The organism is Arthrobacter ipis (assembly GCF_014694315.1).
Classification (GTDB): domain Bacteria; phylum Actinomycetota; class Actinomycetes; order Actinomycetales; family Micrococcaceae; genus Arthrobacter; species Arthrobacter ipis.
In genome coordinates, this window is record NZ_JAAOXD010000001.1 from 572,608 (window position 1) to 587,872 (window position 15,265).

14 protein-coding genes are annotated in these 15,265 nt (G+C 67.3%); 13 read left to right on the forward strand and 1 reads right to left on the reverse strand.

What is annotated here, in order from left to right; all coding sequences use genetic code 11:
• The first annotated feature begins 20 nt into the window (after positions 1 to 20).
• The 6 genes from aroC to nusB all read left to right on the forward strand — a co-directional run bounded on the left by aroC (position 21) and on the right by nusB (position 4,625).
• Positions 21 to 1,220: a chorismate synthase gene (aroC, locus tag G9E11_RS02755; RefSeq protein ID WP_190602706.1), complete on the forward strand. Its 1,200-nt coding sequence runs from the start codon at positions 21 to 23 to the stop codon at positions 1,218 to 1,220.
• The gene (locus tag G9E11_RS02760; RefSeq protein ID WP_414635168.1) at positions 1,220 to 1,861 is read left to right on the forward strand and encodes a shikimate kinase; all 642 of its coding nucleotides are present in this window, start codon (positions 1,220 to 1,222) and stop codon (positions 1,859 to 1,861) included. Before aroC ends, G9E11_RS02760 begins: the two co-directional genes overlap by 1 nt.
• Positions 1,858 to 2,946 (forward strand): 3-dehydroquinate synthase, encoded by a 1,089-nt coding sequence (gene aroB / locus G9E11_RS02765; RefSeq protein WP_190602709.1) that lies wholly within the window; start codon positions 1,858 to 1,860, stop codon positions 2,944 to 2,946. The genes G9E11_RS02760 and aroB overlap by 4 nt, the downstream gene beginning before the upstream one ends.
• Positions 2,946 to 3,464: a tetratricopeptide repeat protein gene (locus G9E11_RS02770; protein ID WP_190602711.1), complete on the forward strand. Its 519-nt coding sequence runs from the start codon at positions 2,946 to 2,948 to the stop codon at positions 3,462 to 3,464. The genes aroB and G9E11_RS02770 overlap by 1 nt, the downstream gene beginning before the upstream one ends.
• 187 nt (positions 3,465 to 3,651) lie before the next feature.
• Positions 3,652 to 4,215, forward strand: a complete 564-nt coding sequence (efp, locus tag G9E11_RS02775) for an elongation factor P (RefSeq protein ID WP_190602713.1) — start codon at positions 3,652 to 3,654, stop codon at positions 4,213 to 4,215.
• Entirely contained in the window at positions 4,215 to 4,625 is a 411-nt protein-coding gene (gene nusB, locus G9E11_RS02780) for a transcription antitermination factor NusB (protein WP_003800750.1), read from the forward strand. Before efp ends, nusB begins: the two co-directional genes overlap by 1 nt.
• A 152-nt stretch (positions 4,626 to 4,777) precedes the next feature.
• On the opposite strand, the gene G9E11_RS02785 is transcribed toward nusB, so the two are convergent.
• Positions 4,778 to 6,022 (reverse strand): PrsW family intramembrane metalloprotease, encoded by a 1,245-nt coding sequence (locus tag G9E11_RS02785; protein ID WP_190602714.1) that lies wholly within the window; start codon positions 6,020 to 6,022, stop codon positions 4,778 to 4,780.
• 177 nt (positions 6,023 to 6,199) lie between these two features.
• On the opposite strand from G9E11_RS02785, the gene pyrR reads away from it, so the two are divergent.
• Genes pyrR through pyrF form a run of 7 tightly spaced genes read left to right on the forward strand, consistent with a single transcriptional unit; the run spans position 6,200 to position 15,194 of the window.
• Entirely contained in the window at positions 6,200 to 6,784 is a 585-nt protein-coding gene (gene pyrR, locus G9E11_RS02790) for a bifunctional pyr operon transcriptional regulator/uracil phosphoribosyltransferase PyrR (RefSeq protein ID WP_190602716.1), read from the forward strand.
• A complete protein-coding gene (locus G9E11_RS02795; protein WP_190602719.1) occupies positions 6,781 to 7,776 on the forward strand; it encodes an aspartate carbamoyltransferase catalytic subunit in 996 nt (331 codons plus the stop codon). The genes pyrR and G9E11_RS02795 overlap by 4 nt, the downstream gene beginning before the upstream one ends.
• Positions 7,776 to 9,137 carry a dihydroorotase gene (locus G9E11_RS02800; protein WP_190602721.1) on the forward strand — a complete coding sequence of 454 codons (1,362 nt, stop codon included), beginning with the start codon at positions 7,776 to 7,778 and terminating at the stop codon, positions 9,135 to 9,137. Before G9E11_RS02795 ends, G9E11_RS02800 begins: the two co-directional genes overlap by 1 nt.
• The gene (locus G9E11_RS02805; protein WP_190602723.1) at positions 9,137 to 9,655 is read left to right on the forward strand and encodes a PH-like domain-containing protein; all 519 of its coding nucleotides are present in this window, start codon (positions 9,137 to 9,139) and stop codon (positions 9,653 to 9,655) included. The genes G9E11_RS02800 and G9E11_RS02805 overlap by 1 nt, the downstream gene beginning before the upstream one ends.
• A 19-nt stretch (positions 9,656 to 9,674) precedes the next feature.
• Positions 9,675 to 10,997 carry a glutamine-hydrolyzing carbamoyl-phosphate synthase small subunit gene (gene carA / locus G9E11_RS02810; protein WP_190603606.1) on the forward strand — a complete coding sequence of 441 codons (1,323 nt, stop codon included), beginning with the start codon at positions 9,675 to 9,677 and terminating at the stop codon, positions 10,995 to 10,997.
• Entirely contained in the window at positions 10,997 to 14,341 is a 3,345-nt protein-coding gene (gene carB, locus G9E11_RS02815; RefSeq protein ID WP_190602725.1) for a carbamoyl-phosphate synthase large subunit, read from the forward strand. The genes carA and carB overlap by 1 nt, the downstream gene beginning before the upstream one ends.
• Entirely contained in the window at positions 14,334 to 15,194 is an 861-nt protein-coding gene (gene pyrF, locus G9E11_RS02820) for an orotidine-5'-phosphate decarboxylase (RefSeq protein WP_190602727.1), read from the forward strand. Before carB ends, pyrF begins: the two co-directional genes overlap by 8 nt.
• Positions 15,195 to 15,265: the final 71 nt, after the last annotated feature.

The following is a 15,265-nucleotide window of genomic DNA, read 5'->3' on the forward strand; positions in this document are numbered from 1 at the left end:
GACATGGCAGGATGGTTTTTATGTTGCGTTGGTTGACCGCCGGTGAGTCCCATGGCCCGGCACTGGTCGGAATAATTGAAGGCGTCCCCGCAGGTGTGGAACTCACCAGCGGGCAGATCGCCGATGCCCTCGCCCGCCGGCGGCTCGGCTACGGCCGCGGGGCACGGATGAAGTTTGAGCAGGACGTCGTCACGATCCTCGGCGGTGTCCGCCACGGCATTACCCAGGGCGGCCCCGTCGCCATCCAGGTGGGCAACACCGAATGGCCCAAGTGGGAACAGATCATGTCAGCCGATCCGGTGGCCCCCGAGGAACTCGAGGGACAGGCCCGCAACGCCCCGCTGACCCGGCCGCGCCCGGGGCACGCCGACTTTACCGGCATGCAGAAGTACGGCTTCGACGAGGCCCGTCCCGTGCTTGAGCGCGCCAGCGCCCGGGAAACCGCCACGCGTGTTGCCATGGGCACTGTTGCCGCGCAGTTCCTGAAGCACCTTGGCATTGAGCTTGTCAGCCACACTGTCTCCATCGCGAGTGTCGCCGTTCCCGAGGGCAGGCCGCTGCCTTTGCCGGACAACGTGATCGCGCTTGACGCCGATCCGCTGCGCTGCTTCGACCGGGAAACGTCCGACGCCATGGTTGCGGAGGTGGACGCCGCCCACAAGGAAGGCGAAACCCTCGGCGGCGTGGTGGAGGTTCTCGCCTACGGACTGCCCCCTGGACTCGGCAGCTACGTCCACTGGGACCGCCGCCTCGATTCCCGCCTGGCCGCTGCCCTGATGGGCATCCAGGCCATCAAGGGCGTTGAGGTGGGCGACGGTTTCCTCACCGCCGCACGCCGCGGGTCCGCAGCCCACGACGAGATCGTCAAGGAAGCCGACGGCAGGATCATCCGCACCAGCAACCGCGCCGGCGGCATCGAAGGCGGCATGAGCATCGGCGACGTCCTGCGCGTCCGGGCCGCCATGAAGCCCATCGCTACCGTGCCGCGCGCCCTGAAGACCATCGACATCAGCACCGGTGAGGCGGCCAAGGCACACCACCAGCGCTCGGACGTCTGTGCGGTTCCGGCTGCCGGTGTGGTGGCGGAGGCCATGGTTGCGCTGGTCCTGGCTGAGGCCGTGACCGAAAAGTTCGGCGGCGACTCCGTGGCCGAGACCGCCCGCAACATCAGGGGCTACCTCGAGAGCATTCCGGCGTCGCTGGATACGATCGGACTCTAGTGCCCCGGAGCAAGACACCCTGCCCCGCAGGGGACCGGCCCATTGTGCTCATTGGGCCCATGGCGGTCGGCAAATCGGCGATCGGGCAGCAGCTGGCGCAACAGCTGGACGCCCCGTTCGTGGACACCGACGCGGTCATTGTGGAGGGCCACGGTTCGATTGCGGATATCTTTGCCAGCCGCGGCGAGCGTGCCTTCCGGGAGATCGAGGCCCGGACCGTTGCCCGCATCATCGAAGCCGCTGCCGGCACCCCCACCGTGGTTTCCCTCGGCGGCGGCTCGGTCCTGGACTCCGGCACCCAGCAGCTGCTGGATCGGTGCACGGTGGTTTACCTGGAGTGCGATGCCGATACCGTCGCCGCACGGATCGCCAAGAATTCCGGGCGGCCGCTGCTGGCCGGTGACGGCATCAGGCGCTGGAAGGCGCTGTTCGCCACCCGGAAGCCGGTCTATGAACGCCTCGCGGACATCGTGCTGGATGTCCGGCAGGGAACTGTGCCGCAACTGGGCCTGAAGCTGGAGGCGGCGCTGTGCGACTTCGCCGCCGGCAAGTCGCCCGCATCCACCACCCGCGAGATCAACAAAACCGCGACGACGGCAGCCAACGGAAGTGCCGCCGCGAAACAGGAAGTTGAAAAGTGAGCGAATCAACCGTCATCAAGGTCACCGGCCAGTCGGCCGGGGACAACTACGACGTCGTAGTTGGCCGCGGCCTGCTCGGCACGCTGCCGGGACTGCTGGGGGAGCGCGTCCGACGCGTCCTCGTCATCCATCCGCGGGCCCTCCGGCTCACCGGCGACACGGTCCGCGATGAACTGGCCGCTGCCGGCTTCACCGCCGTCACGGCGGAAATCCCGGATGCCGAGGAAGGCAAGCACATCCAGGTGGCTGCCTTCTGCTGGCAGGTGCTGGGACAGAACGATTTCACCCGCTCCGATGCTGTGGTCTCCGTCGGCGGCGGCGCCGTCACCGACCTCGCCGGTTTCGTGGCCGCCACTTGGCTGCGCGGCGTCAAGGTCATTCACATGCCCACCAGCCTCCTCGGCATGGTCGATGCGGCCGTGGGCGGCAAGACCGGGATTAACACGGCCGAAGGCAAGAACCTCGTGGGTTCCTTCCACCCGCCCGCTGCCGTCCTCACCGACCTGGACACCCTGAAGACCCTGCCCCGGAACGAGATCATCTCGGGCATGGCCGAGGTCATCAAGTGCGGCTTCATCGCCGATCCCACCATCCTTGACCTCGTGGAGAAGGATCCGGAGGCCGTCACGGATCCCGGCTCCGACGCCCTGCGTGAACTCATCGAACGCGCCATCGCCGTCAAGGCCCGCGTCGTCTCGGAAGACCTCAAGGAGTCCGGACTCCGCGAAATCCTGAACTACGGCCACACCCTGGGCCACGCCATCGAACTCGTGGAACGCTACTCGTGGCGGCACGGCGCTGCCGTCTCGGTGGGCATGATGTTCGCGGCCGAGCTGTCCCGCAGCGTGGGCCGGCTGAGCGACGCTGACGCCGACCGGCACCGCAGCATCCTCGAATCCCTCGGGCTGCCCGTCACGTACCGGCGGGACCGCTGGCAGGGACTTCTTGACGGCATGCGCCGCGACAAGAAGTCCCGCGGCGACCTGCTCCGTTTCGTGGTCCTCGACGGGATCGCCAAGCCGGGAATCCTGGACGTGCCCGACACCTCCCTGCTCTTTGCCGCCTACCAGGAGATTGCCTCCTGATGCGCGACGACCAGGGCGGAACAATCGAGTGGCCCGACGGCGGGTTCCCGGGGATCCGGGTCAACCCGGAAACGCTGCTTCCTGAAATCGTCAACGAAGAGGCATGCGCCGCCGCGCTCGAGGCGTCCACCGACCCCGCCGAACGGGTCCTGGTGCTGCTCGTGGAGGGGCACGCGGCCGACGCCGCCGAGCTGCTGGCAGAGGCCCGCTACAAGGACCCCGAGTCGTTCAGGCTCCGGGCCTACGAAGCGGATGTCCTGCGCGTGGCCCACCGCTACGACCGCGCCATTGAACTCTTCCGGCAGCTCCTCGGAGAGGCGCACGGCACGGCCAACGAGGCCCTTGCCCAGCAGTACCTCGGACGGACGCACTTCGTTGCAGGGAACATCGGGGCCGCGGTGGAATCCTTCGCCCGGGCGCTGGACCTGCGCGTTGCCCAGTCCGCCGATGCTGCCCTCATCTATTCCTCAACGGTGGCGCTGCAGCGGGCGCGGAACGTCCTCGAACTGGCCTCCTGACGGGTCCTCCGGCTGCGCCGGAGCGGTCCTCCGGCCGCGCCGCCAGACGGCCCCGAAAACCGTGCCTGCCTTTTCCGCTAGAATAGTTTCTGGATTTTTGATAACTACACGCTGGCGCGCCGTTCGGCATGCCTGCTTGATATACGGCCGGCAGCCAGAACCAGTCAGACACAACCAGAGGAAACCAGTGGCAACCACAAACGACATCAAGAACGGAACTGTCCTGAAGCTTGAGGGCCAGCTCTGGAACGTCATCGAGTTCCAGCACGTCAAGCCGGGCAAGGGTGGCGCGTTCGTGCGCACCAAGATGCGCAATGTCATGTCCGGCAAGGTCGTCGACAAGACCTTCAACGCCGGCCTCAAGATTGAAACCGCCACCGTGGACCGCCGCGACTACCAGTACCTGTACCAGGACGGCGCCGACTTCGTCTTCATGGACACCTCGGACTACGACCAGATCACCGTTTCCGGCGCCACGGTGGGCGACGCCACCAACTTCATGCTGGAAAACCAGATGGTCAACATCGCCATCCACGAAGGCAACCCGCTGTACATCGAGCTGCCGCCGAGCGTTGTCCTTGAAATCACCTACACCGAACCGGGCCTGCAGGGCGACCGCTCCTCCGCCGGCACCAAGCCCGCCACCCTGGAGACGGGCTACGAGATCCAGGTACCCCTGTTCGTCGAGAACAACACCAAGGTCAAGGTCGACACCCGCGACGGCAGCTACCTGGGCCGGGTCAGCGAGTAGTGAGCGCCCGCGGTAAAGCCCGCAACAGGGCTCTTGAGGTCCTCTTCGAAGCCGAGCAGCGCTCTGTCTCGGCCTTCGACGTGCTGCGTGCGCGCCGCGAGAGGACCGACCAGATCGTCAATCCGTATACCCTTGAGATCGTTGAAGGTGTGGTGTCGATGCAGGCCACCATCGACGAATTCCTGGAGACCTACTCGCAGGGCTGGACCCTTGAGCGGATGCCGTCCGTAGACCGCATCATCCTGCGGATCGGCACCTGGGAGCTGCTCTACAACGACGACGTTCCCGACGGCGTCGCCGTCAGCGAAGCTGTCGCTCTGGCCAAGACGCTCTCCACCGACGAGTCGCCGTCGTTCATCAACGGCCTCCTGGGACGCCTTCAGCAGCTGAAGCCGTCCCTGCTCGCCTGAGCCGAGTATGTACTGCGCAGAAAGCCCCTGCCGGGTTCCCGGCAGGGGCTTTCTGCGTCGCCAGTGCTGTTGGACCGGACCTTACTGCTGGACGGTTCTATACTGCTCCACTGTTCTTTACTGCTAGACGGTCTTTACTGCTGCACTGTTCTTTACTGCTGCACTGCGGCCCTGAGTTCGGTCAGGCGGCGCAGCTGCTGCACCTCGTCCTGCTGGTGGGACGGCACATCCCTGCCGCTGAGGATCCGCTGCCGGGTGAAGGCCAGGCGCGTCGCGGCCTTGACGAACTCCTTCATCTGATCGGCCCGGTTGTAGGACCCCGCCCAGCGCACAGCCTGCCGGCGGCCTCCGGGAGTGGACAGCAGCTCCACCTCGGCCGGCGCGAACCATCCCGCGGCGGCGTACTCCTGGAGGCGCTGCCGGGTGAGGCGTGTTTCCGCGACCCGCAGCACCACGATGCAGGCCACAGCGAGCAGGAAGATCGGGACCTGCACCAGCACGTACTGGGCGAGGAAATCCTGTCCCATGCTGTTCCACCTGTTGTGCAGGATCATGGCGGGAACCAGGCCCACGAAGAAGGCGAGCAGGGAGACGCCGGAATGCCAGCGCCGCGCGGCCAGGCCCATGATCAGGCCGGTGGTCCCGGTGAAGATGGCGTGCGCGAACGGCGACATCACCCCGCGCAGGAAGAAGATCTGGACAAGGTCGCTGCCGGGCGTGCTGGACTCGGCGATCGCCCGGCCGAAGTACAGGATGTTCTCGGTGAAGGCAAAGCCGCCCGCGATGGTGAAGGCAAACACCACCCCGTCCACGGGGCCGTCAAAGTTCCGGCGGGCGAAGAGCAGAAGCAGCAGCAGGCCAAGCGATTTCGCGAATTCCTCCACCACCGGCGCCTGCACGGTGGTCATGAAATCGCGGAAGGACGCCTCATCGGTGGCCGGGGCCGCGAGGGCGAAGACCGGCTGAATGAGCAGTGTCACGGCAATGGACACGGCCGCGCCCCAGGTGAAGGCAAACAGCAGCAGGCGCTTTGGCTCGGGTTCCCAGCGGTCAATGACGGCGACGGCGAACAGCACAGCCGCCAGCGGGATGAGGGACGCGACAAAACCGATGGCGAAGCCGGTGACGCCGGTGCTGGACAGGAGGAACGGCACCACGAGGAAAAGGCTGACGAAGGCGAGGATCCCGCCGCCCACCACGAGTCCCAGGGTCCCTGCCCCCGGGCGGGCGGCCACGGTGGACGCGGCCTCCGGGATGACCTGGTACACGGCGGCGCCGCGGTGCCCCGGCGCCGGCCGGTAGTTCTGCAGCTGGACGTGGCCCATCCAGCTGGGATTCGCGGGCTGCCCGTTGAACTCAGGTCCGGGGAACTGCCTCTGCTGCGGGTTCATCGACATAGACAGAGCCTATGTGCCCCGCTGTGGGCAACAAAGCACAGGGCTACAAGAAGCCGCACCGTGTGACGGACGACGCCCTCTGCCGCGGCCGGGGGCAGGCGCCCGTGTGGTAATTTTGGAAGGCAAATGTTCCTTTTTTAATTCCGTCCCGTGAGGCGGGGAAAGGGGAGACGAGCGATGACTTCTGTCACGCAGGCACCGGTTCCGGCCAGGGTTGTTCTCAACCAGGCGGACATTGACCGTGCCCTCACTCGTATCGCCCATGAAATCCTTGAGGCCAACAAGGGCTCCCAGGACCTGGTGCTGCTGGGCATTCCCCGCCGCGGCTACCCGCTTGCGGTCCGGCTCGCCCAGAAAATCGCCGCCGCCGATCCCGCCGTGGACGCCGCCGCCATCGTCGGCCAGCTGGACGTCACCATGTTCCGGGACGACCTTTCCCACCAGCCCACACGGCCGCCGCACCGTACACAGCTGCCGCTGACGGGCATCGACAACAAGGTGGTCGTGCTGATCGACGACGTCCTGTACTCCGGCCGGACCATCCGCGCCGCCCTGGACGCGCTCGTGGACCTCGGCCGGCCGCGGATTGTGCGCCTGGCCGTCCTGATTGACCGGGGCCACCGCGAACTTCCCATCCGCGCCGACCACGTGGGCAAGAACCTGCCCACGTCCTCGGCCGAAAAGGTCCGGGTCCGGCTCGAGGAGACCGACGCCGTCGACGGCCAGACGGTCAACGAAGTGGTAATCGAGGGCGGCGCATGAAGCACCTGCTCTCCACCGAAGACCTCAGCCTGGCCAACGCCGTCCGCATCCTCGACACCGCCGAAGAGATGTCGAGCGTGGGGGAGCGCGAGGTCAAGAAGCTTCCCGCCCTGCGCGGACGGACCGTGGTGAACCTCTTTTTCGAGGATTCCACCAGGACCCGCATTTCCTTCGAAGCCGCAGCCAAGCGGCTCTCCGCCGACGTCATCAACTTCGCCGCCAAGGGATCGTCGGTCTCCAAGGGCGAGTCCCTCAAGGACACCGCCCAGACGCTGTCCGCCATGGGTGCTGACGCCGTCGTGATCCGCCACTGGGCCTCCGGTGCACCGCACCGGCTGGCGGCCACGGACTGGATCGACGCCGCAGTCATCAACGCCGGCGACGGCACCCACGAACACCCCACCCAGGCACTGCTGGACGCATTCACCATGCGGCGGCACTGGACCAAGCTCTCCGGCCTGCCCTCCACGGGGGCGGACCTGCGCGGCATGCGCGTCGCCATCGCCGGCGATGTCCTGCACTCCCGCGTGGCGCGGTCCAACGTCTGGCTCCTGCGCACGCTCGGCGCCGACGTCACCCTGGTGGCGCCACCCACACTGCTGCCCATCGGCGTCGAACGCTGGCCTTGCAGCATCAGCTACGACATGGACGAGACGCTTGAAAAGGGCGTCGACGCGGTGATGATGCTCCGCGTCCAGGGCGAGCGGATGAACGCCTCGTTCTTCCCGTCCACCAGGGAGTACTCCCGCCGGTGGGGTTTCGACGACAACAGGCTCCGTGCGCTGGACAGCCTGGGCCTGAAGGACACCATCATCATGCACCCCGGTCCCATGAACCGGGGCCTGGAAATTTCCGCGGCCGCCGCCGATTCGCCCCGTTCCACCGTGCTCGCGCAGGTGAAGAACGGCGTGTCGATCCGCATGGCCGCCCTGTATTTGCTGCTCTCCGGGGATACCCGTGAACCAGCCGCCACCCTGAAGGAGAGCAGCTGATGGCTGAAGAAACCACGTACCTTATCCGCGGTGCAGCGATCCTTGGCGGCGACGCCGAGGACCTGCTCATCCGCGACGGCGTCATCGCGGCACGCGGTGCCGACCTGTCGCAGACGGACACAGCAGCCGGCGCCACCGAGATCGACGCCGACGGCCTCGTCGCGCTGCCGGGCATGGTGGACGTCCACACGCACCTCCGCGAACCGGGCCGCGAAGACGCCGAAACCGTGGAAACCGGCACCCGCGCCGCAGCTCTCGGCGGCTTCACGGCCGTGCACGCCATGGCCAACAGCACCCCGGTGGCGGACACCGCCGGCGTTGTGGAGCAGGTGTACAGCCTGGGCCGTGCCGCCGGCTGGGTGGACGTCCGCCCGGTGGGGGCCGTCACTGTGGGTCTTGCCGGCGAGCAGCTCGCCGAACTCGGCGCGATGCACGACTCCCGCGCCCAGGTCCGCATGTTCTCCGACGACGGCATCTGCGTCCATGATCCCGTCCTGATGCGCCGCGCCCTTGAGTACGTCAAGGCGTTCGACGGCGTCGTGGCCCAGCACGCGCAGGAACCGCGCCTCACCGCCGGTGCCCAGATGAACGAAGGCGAAGTGTCCGCGGTCCTCGGCCTGACCGGCTGGCCGGCAGTGGCCGAGGAAAGCATCATCGCCCGCGACGTCCTGCTTGCCCAGCACGTAGGCTCCCGGCTGCACGTCTGCCACGTGTCCACCGCAGGCTCGGTCGAGATCATCCGCTGGGCCAAGAGCCGCGGCATCAACGTCACCGCCGAAGTGACCCCGCACCACCTGCTGCTCACCGATGACCTGGTCCGCAGCTACGACCCCGTCTACAAGGTCAACCCGCCGCTGCGCACCAACGACGACGTCCAGGCCCTGCGCGCGGCCCTCGCCGACGGCACCATCGACGTCGTCGGAACCGACCACGCCCCGCACCCGAGCGAGCACAAGGAATGCGAGTGGGCGCAGGCGGCCATGGGCATGACGGGGCTGGAAACTGCGCTGTCCGTGGTCCAGCACGCCATGATCGAGACCGGCCTGATGACCTGGGCCGACTTCGCCAGGGTCACCTCCACTTCGCCGGCCGGCATCGGGCGGCTCACGGACCAGGGCCGGCCGCTCGAAAAGGGCGAACCCGCCAACATTGTCCTTGTGGATCCCGGGGCACGCTGGACCGTGGACCCTTCCGCGATGGCCACCATGGGGCGCAACTCGCCGTTCCGCGGTATGGAACTCCCGGGCAAGGTGGTGGCCACGTTTTTCAAGGGCCACCCCACGGTTCTGGATGGCAAGCTCAACACGCCCTACCGCTACCCCTCGGAAGCGCCGGTTGCCGGCGCGGCAGGTGCCTACTGATGGAAAAAGTCCTTCCCGGACTTGCGATGCTGGCGGTGGTCGCCGTCGTTTTTGTCCTGATCTGGATCGGCTGGCGCAACCGGCTCCGGCGGCAGTCTGACATCGAACAGCTGCCCGCGGTTCCGGCCGGGCTGGGCGAGCCGCTGGTTTCGGCGGACGGCCAGTACGTGGCCTCCACCACAGCGGGGGACTGGCTGGACAGGATTGCCGTGCACGGCCTCGGCATCCGCACCAACGCGCAGATCTCCATCCACCCGGAGGGCGTGCTTTTGGACCGCTCCGGCGCGCGGCCGCTGTTCATCCCGGCGTCCTCGCTGGCCGGTGTTCGGCAGGACAGCGGGATGGCCGGTAAATTCGTGGAAAAGGACGGGCTGCTGATCCTCAGCTGGACGCTAGGAGCCCACGCGCTGGACACCGGCTTCCGCACCCGCCGCGCCGCGGACAAGCCGGCCGTCCTTCAACAACTTCAGGAAATGATCTCCCCAGGCCCCCAGGCAGGTGCCCATAGTGGAAAGTAATAAAGTGACGGAAACCGAAGTGACAGTAAACGCAGGAACTGCGCCGCAGGCCGCAGCATCCGCCCCCGCCGTCCTGGTGCTCGAAGACGGCCGCATCTTCCGCGGCCGCAGCTACGGCGCGCAGGGCACCGCCCTGGGGGAAGCGGTCTTCGCCACCGGCATGACCGGCTACCAGGAGACCATTACCGACCCGTCCTACGCACGCCAGCTGGTGGTGCAGACGGCCCCGCACATCGGCAACACCGGTGTGAACAGCGAGGACGCCGAGTCCCGCCGCATCTGGGTGGCCGGCTACATCGTCCGTGACGCCGCCCGCCGCCCGTCCAACTGGCGCTCTGAGCGGTCTCTCGACTCCGAGCTCGTCGAGCAGGGCATTGTCGGCATCCAGGGCGTGGACACCCGGGCCATCACCCGCCACCTGCGCGAGCACAAGACTATGCGCGCGGGCATCTTCTCCGGCGAGGCCGCCAAGGCCACGGACAAGGAACTCGTCGACGCCGTGCTCGCCAGTGAGCCGATGGAAGGCGCCCGGCTGGCCGAGGAAGTCAGCATCGACGAAGCCTACGTGGTGGAGCCGAAAGACCACGGGTGGGACGGCGACGCGCGCTTCAGCATCGCGGCGATCGACCTCGGCATCAAGTCCATGACGCCGGTGCGCTTCGCCGAGCGCGGCGTCCGCGTGCACGTGCTGCCCGCCACGGCCACCATCGACGACGTCAAGGCCGTCAGCCCCGACGGTTTCTTCATGTCCAACGGCCCCGGCGACCCCGCCACCGCGGACAACCAGGTCAAGCTGCTCCGCACCGTCCTGGACGAGAAGCTGCCGTACTTCGGCATCTGCTTCGGCAACCAGGTCCTGGGCCGCGCCCTCGGCTTCGGCACCTACAAGCTGCGTTACGGCCACCGCGGCATCAACCAGCCCGTCATGGACCGCCGCACGGGCAAGGTGGAGATCACCTCGCAGAACCACGGCTTCGCCGTCGACGCCCCGCTGGACGGCCCCACCAACGCGCCGGAAGAGCGCTACGGACGGGTTGAGGTCAGCCACGTCAGCCTGAACGACGAGGTCGTGGAAGGCCTGGCCTGCCTGGACATCCCGGCCTTCTCCGTCCAGTACCACCCGGAAGCCGCCGCCGGCCCGCACGACGCTGCCTACCTCTTCGACCGTTTCATCGAGCTGATGGAAGGCACTCGCGACGGCCGCACCGCCAACCTGTCCAAGGAACCGGTGGACGCCCAGCACCCCGCAGAGGCCCAGGCGACTCCGGCCCAGCAAAACGGCGCCCAGCAGAACGGCGCCGAGCCGAACACGACTGACAACAAGACTGAGGACAAGAAGTAATGCCCAAGAGAACTGACCTTAAGAGCGTCCTGGTCATCGGTTCCGGCCCGATCGTCATCGGCCAGGCCGCTGAATTCGACTACTCCGGCACGCAGGCCCTTCGCGTCCTCAAGGAGGAAGGCCTGCGGGTCATCCTCGTCAACTCCAACCCGGCCACCATCATGACCGACCCGGAGTTCGCCGACGCCACCTACATCGAGCCCATCACCCCCGAGGTGGTGGAGAAGATCATCGCCAAGGAGCGCCCGGATGCCGTGCTGCCCACACTGGGCGGCCAGACGGCGCTAAACACCGCCATCGCGCTGGACAAGAACGGTGTGCTGGAGAAGTACAACGTGGAGCTGATCGGCGCGAACATTGCTGCGATCGAGCTCGGCGAGGACCGCGAAAAGTTCAAGGGCGTCGTGGAGCGCTGCGGCGCGGAATCCGCCCGCAGCCACATCATCCACACCATGGACGAGGCACTGAAGGCAGCCGACGACCTCGGCTACCCCATGGTGGTCCGCCCCTCCTTCACCATGGGCGGCCTCGGTTCCGGCCTGGCGTACAACGAAGAGGACCTCCGCCGCATCGTCGGCCAGGGCCTGCAGTACAGCCCCACCAGCGAGGTTCTGCTCGAAGAGAGCATCCTGGGCTGGAAGGAATACGAGCTCGAAATGATGCGGGACAAGAACGACAACGTGGTTGTGGTCTGTTCCATCGAGAACTTCGATCCCGTGGGCGTGCACACCGGCGACTCCATCACCGTGGCCCCCGCACTGACCCTCACGGACCGCGAATACCAGCGGCTCCGTGACATCTCCATCGCCGTCATCCGTGAAGTCGGCGTGGACACCGGCGGCTGCAACATCCAGTTCGCCATCGATCCCGCGACCGGCCGCGTGGTGGTCATCGAAATGAACCCGCGCGTGTCCCGCTCCTCGGCGCTGGCGTCCAAGGCCACGGGCTTCGCCATCGCCAAGATCGCCACCAAGCTCTCGCTCGGCTACACCCTGGACGAGATCCCGAACGACATCACGCAGAAGACCCCCGCCTCCTTCGAGCCCACGCTCGACTACGTGGTGGTCAAGGTCCCGCGGTTCGCGTTCGAGAAGTTCCCCGCCGCCGACAACACCCTCACCACCACCATGAAGTCGGTGGGCGAGGCCATGGCCATGGGCCGCAACTTCACCGAGGCCCTGCAGAAGGCCCTGCGCTCCCTCGAGCAGAAGGGCTCGCAGCTGGACTTCAGCTCCGTCCCCGAATGGGAAGTCCCGGAGCTCATCGAGAAAGCGAAGCGCCCCACGACAGAACGCCTGCACCAGGTGCAGCGCGCCCTGCTCGGTGGCGCCAGCGTGGAGGACCTCTTCGAGGCCACCAAGATCGACCCCTGGTTCCTTGACCAGCTCCAGCTGCTCAACGAGATCTCCCAGGAGATCCGCCGCTCCGGCGCCCTCACCCAGGACATGCTCCGCAACGCCAAGCGGCACGGCTTCTCCGACGAACAGATCGGCGCGCTGACCCACAATCCGGAGGCCGTTGTCCGCGGCGTCCGCCAGGCACTGGGCATCCGCCCGGTCTACAAGACCGTAGACACCTGCGCCGCGGAATTCGCCGCCTACACGCCGTACCACTACTCGGCCTACGACGAGGAGGATGAGGTTGCGCTGCACTCCAAGCCGTCCATCCTCATCCTCGGCTCCGGACCCAACCGCATCGGCCAGGGCATCGAGTTCGACTACTCCTGCGTCCATGCCTCCATGGCACTGCGCAAGGCCGGGTACGAGACCGTCATGGTCAACTGCAACCCGGAGACCGTCTCCACCGACTACGACATCTCCACCCGCCTGTACTTCGAGCCGCTGACGCTTGAGGACGTCCTCGAGGTCATCGCGGCCGAGGAACGCACCGGCGGCGTGATGGGTGTCTTCGTGCAGCTCGGCGGCCAGACCCCGCTGAAGCTCGCCCAGCAGCTCGCCGACGCCGGCGTGCCCATCCTGGGCACCTCGCCCGAGGCGATCGACCTCGCCGAGCACCGCGGCGCGTTCTCCCGGGTGCTGGACAAGGCCGGACTGGTATCGCCGAAGAACGGCACCGCTGTCTCCTTCGAGGACGCCAAGAAGATCGCGGATGAGATCGGCTACCCCGTCCTGGTCCGCCCGTCCTACGTCCTGGGCGGCCGCGGCATGGAAATCGTCTACGACGAGCCCAACCTTTCCCGCTACATCGCGAACGCCACGGAAATCACCCCGGACCACCCGGTGCTGATCGACCGTTTCCTGGAGGACGCCGTCGAAATCGACGTCGACGCCCTCTTCGACGGCACCGACATGTACCTGGGCGGCATCATGGAGCACATCGAGGAGGCCGGGATCCACTCCGGCGACTCCGCGTGCGTCCTGCCGCCCATCACCCTGGGCAGCAACGTCCTGGAACGCGTGCGCACCGCCACCCGCGCCATCGCCGAAGGCGTGGGCGTCCGCGGCCTCATCAACATCCAGTTCGCTCTGGCGTCCGACGTCCTGTACGTCCTCGAAGCCAACCCCCGCGCTTCCCGGACCGTGCCGTTCGTGTCCAAAGCCACCGGCGTCCAGATGGCCAAGGCCGCGGCCCTGATCGGCACCGGCGTGACCATCAACCAGCTGCGCAGCGCCTACAAGATGCTGCCCGAAACCGGTGACGGATCAACGCTTCCCCTGGACGCCCCCGTCGCCGTCAAGGAAGCCGTCCTGCCGTTCAGCCGCTTCCGCACCCTGGAGGGCAAGGTGGTGGACTCGCTGCTCGGCCCGGAAATGCGCTCCACCGGCGAGGTCATGGGCATCGACAAGCACTTCGACACCGCCTTCGCCAAGAGCCAGGCGGCCGCCAACAACGCCCTGCCCACCGAAGGCAAGATCTTCGTGTCCGTGGCCAACAGGGACAAACGCTCGGTAATCATGGGCGTCAAGCGCCTCTCCGACCTCGGCTTCGAGATCGTCTCCACCGGCGGCACCGCCGACGTCCTGCGCCGCAACGGCATCCAGGCCACTCCGGTGCGCAAGGTGGCCGAGGGCAGCAGCGCCGAGGGTGAAGGCACCATCGCCGACCTCGTGGTCGCGGGCGAAATCGACATGGTGTTCAACACCCCGTCCGGCGGCGAGGCCCGCAGCGACGGATACGAACTCCGTGCGGCCGCCACGTCCATCGGCATCCCCTGCATTACCACGGTGGCCGAGTTCAACGCAGCCGTCCAGGCCATCGAGGCCCTGCGCACCTACGCCTGGTCCGTGACCAGCCTGCAGGAGCACGCCGCAGCCCTCGCTGCGTCGCAGGAGGCCGCCTTGCAGAAGGCAGCAACGCAGAGCCCGGCAGCGCAGAATGCCTGAGGCGACTCCAGGGACCGGCCGGGAGTCGTTCGGCTCCCGGCTGGGCCGGGCCATGGCGGACCGCGGTCCGCTGTGTGTCGGGATTGATCCCCACCCTGCGCTTCTGGCCAGCTGGAGCCTGAACGACGACGTCGCCGGTCTGAGGCGCTTTTCGCTCACCGCACTGGAGGCCGTTGCATCGCTTGCTGCCGCGGTCAAGCCGCAGGTGGCGCTGTACGAACGGCACGGGTCTGCCGGAATGGCAGTCCTCGAAGAGGTACTCGCCACCGCCCGGGACGAGGGCGTGCTGACCATCGCCGACGCGAAGCGCGGCGACATCGGGTCCACCATGGCCGCATACGCCGACGCCTGGCTCCGGGACGGCTCTGCCCTCGCCGCCGATTCCGTGACGCTGAGCCCGTACCTGGGTTTCGAGTCGCTCCGGCCGGCACTGGATCTCGCTGCCGACCACGGCCGGGGCGTGTTTGTCCTGGCGCTGACCTCCAACCCGGAGGGAGCTTCGGTGCAGCACGTGGGCGGAAGCGATTCAGTGGCACGCCGGATTGTCCAGGCCGCCGCGGGGGAGAACGAACGCTACTCCGGCGCCATGGGCTCAGTGGGCCTCGTGGTGGGAGCCACTGTGGGCACGGCTCTGGCGGACCTGCAGCTTGACCTGGGTACCGTCCGCGGGCCGATCCTGGCCCCGGGCCTGGGCGCGCAGGGGGCGACACCCGCAGACCTGCGGAAGACCTTCGGCGCCGCCTATCCCCAGGTTTTGGGAACGTCCAGCCGGGACATCCTCAAGGCAGGCCCGGGCGTACGGGAGCTGACCGCGGCGGCGGAGCGCACCCTCGCCGGACTCCGCTCGGAATAGTCCATTGATTTCTCCGGCCGGCAGGGAGTAGGTTCAGGACAAATCCGTGGCTGCTCCAACGCCGCCGGCCC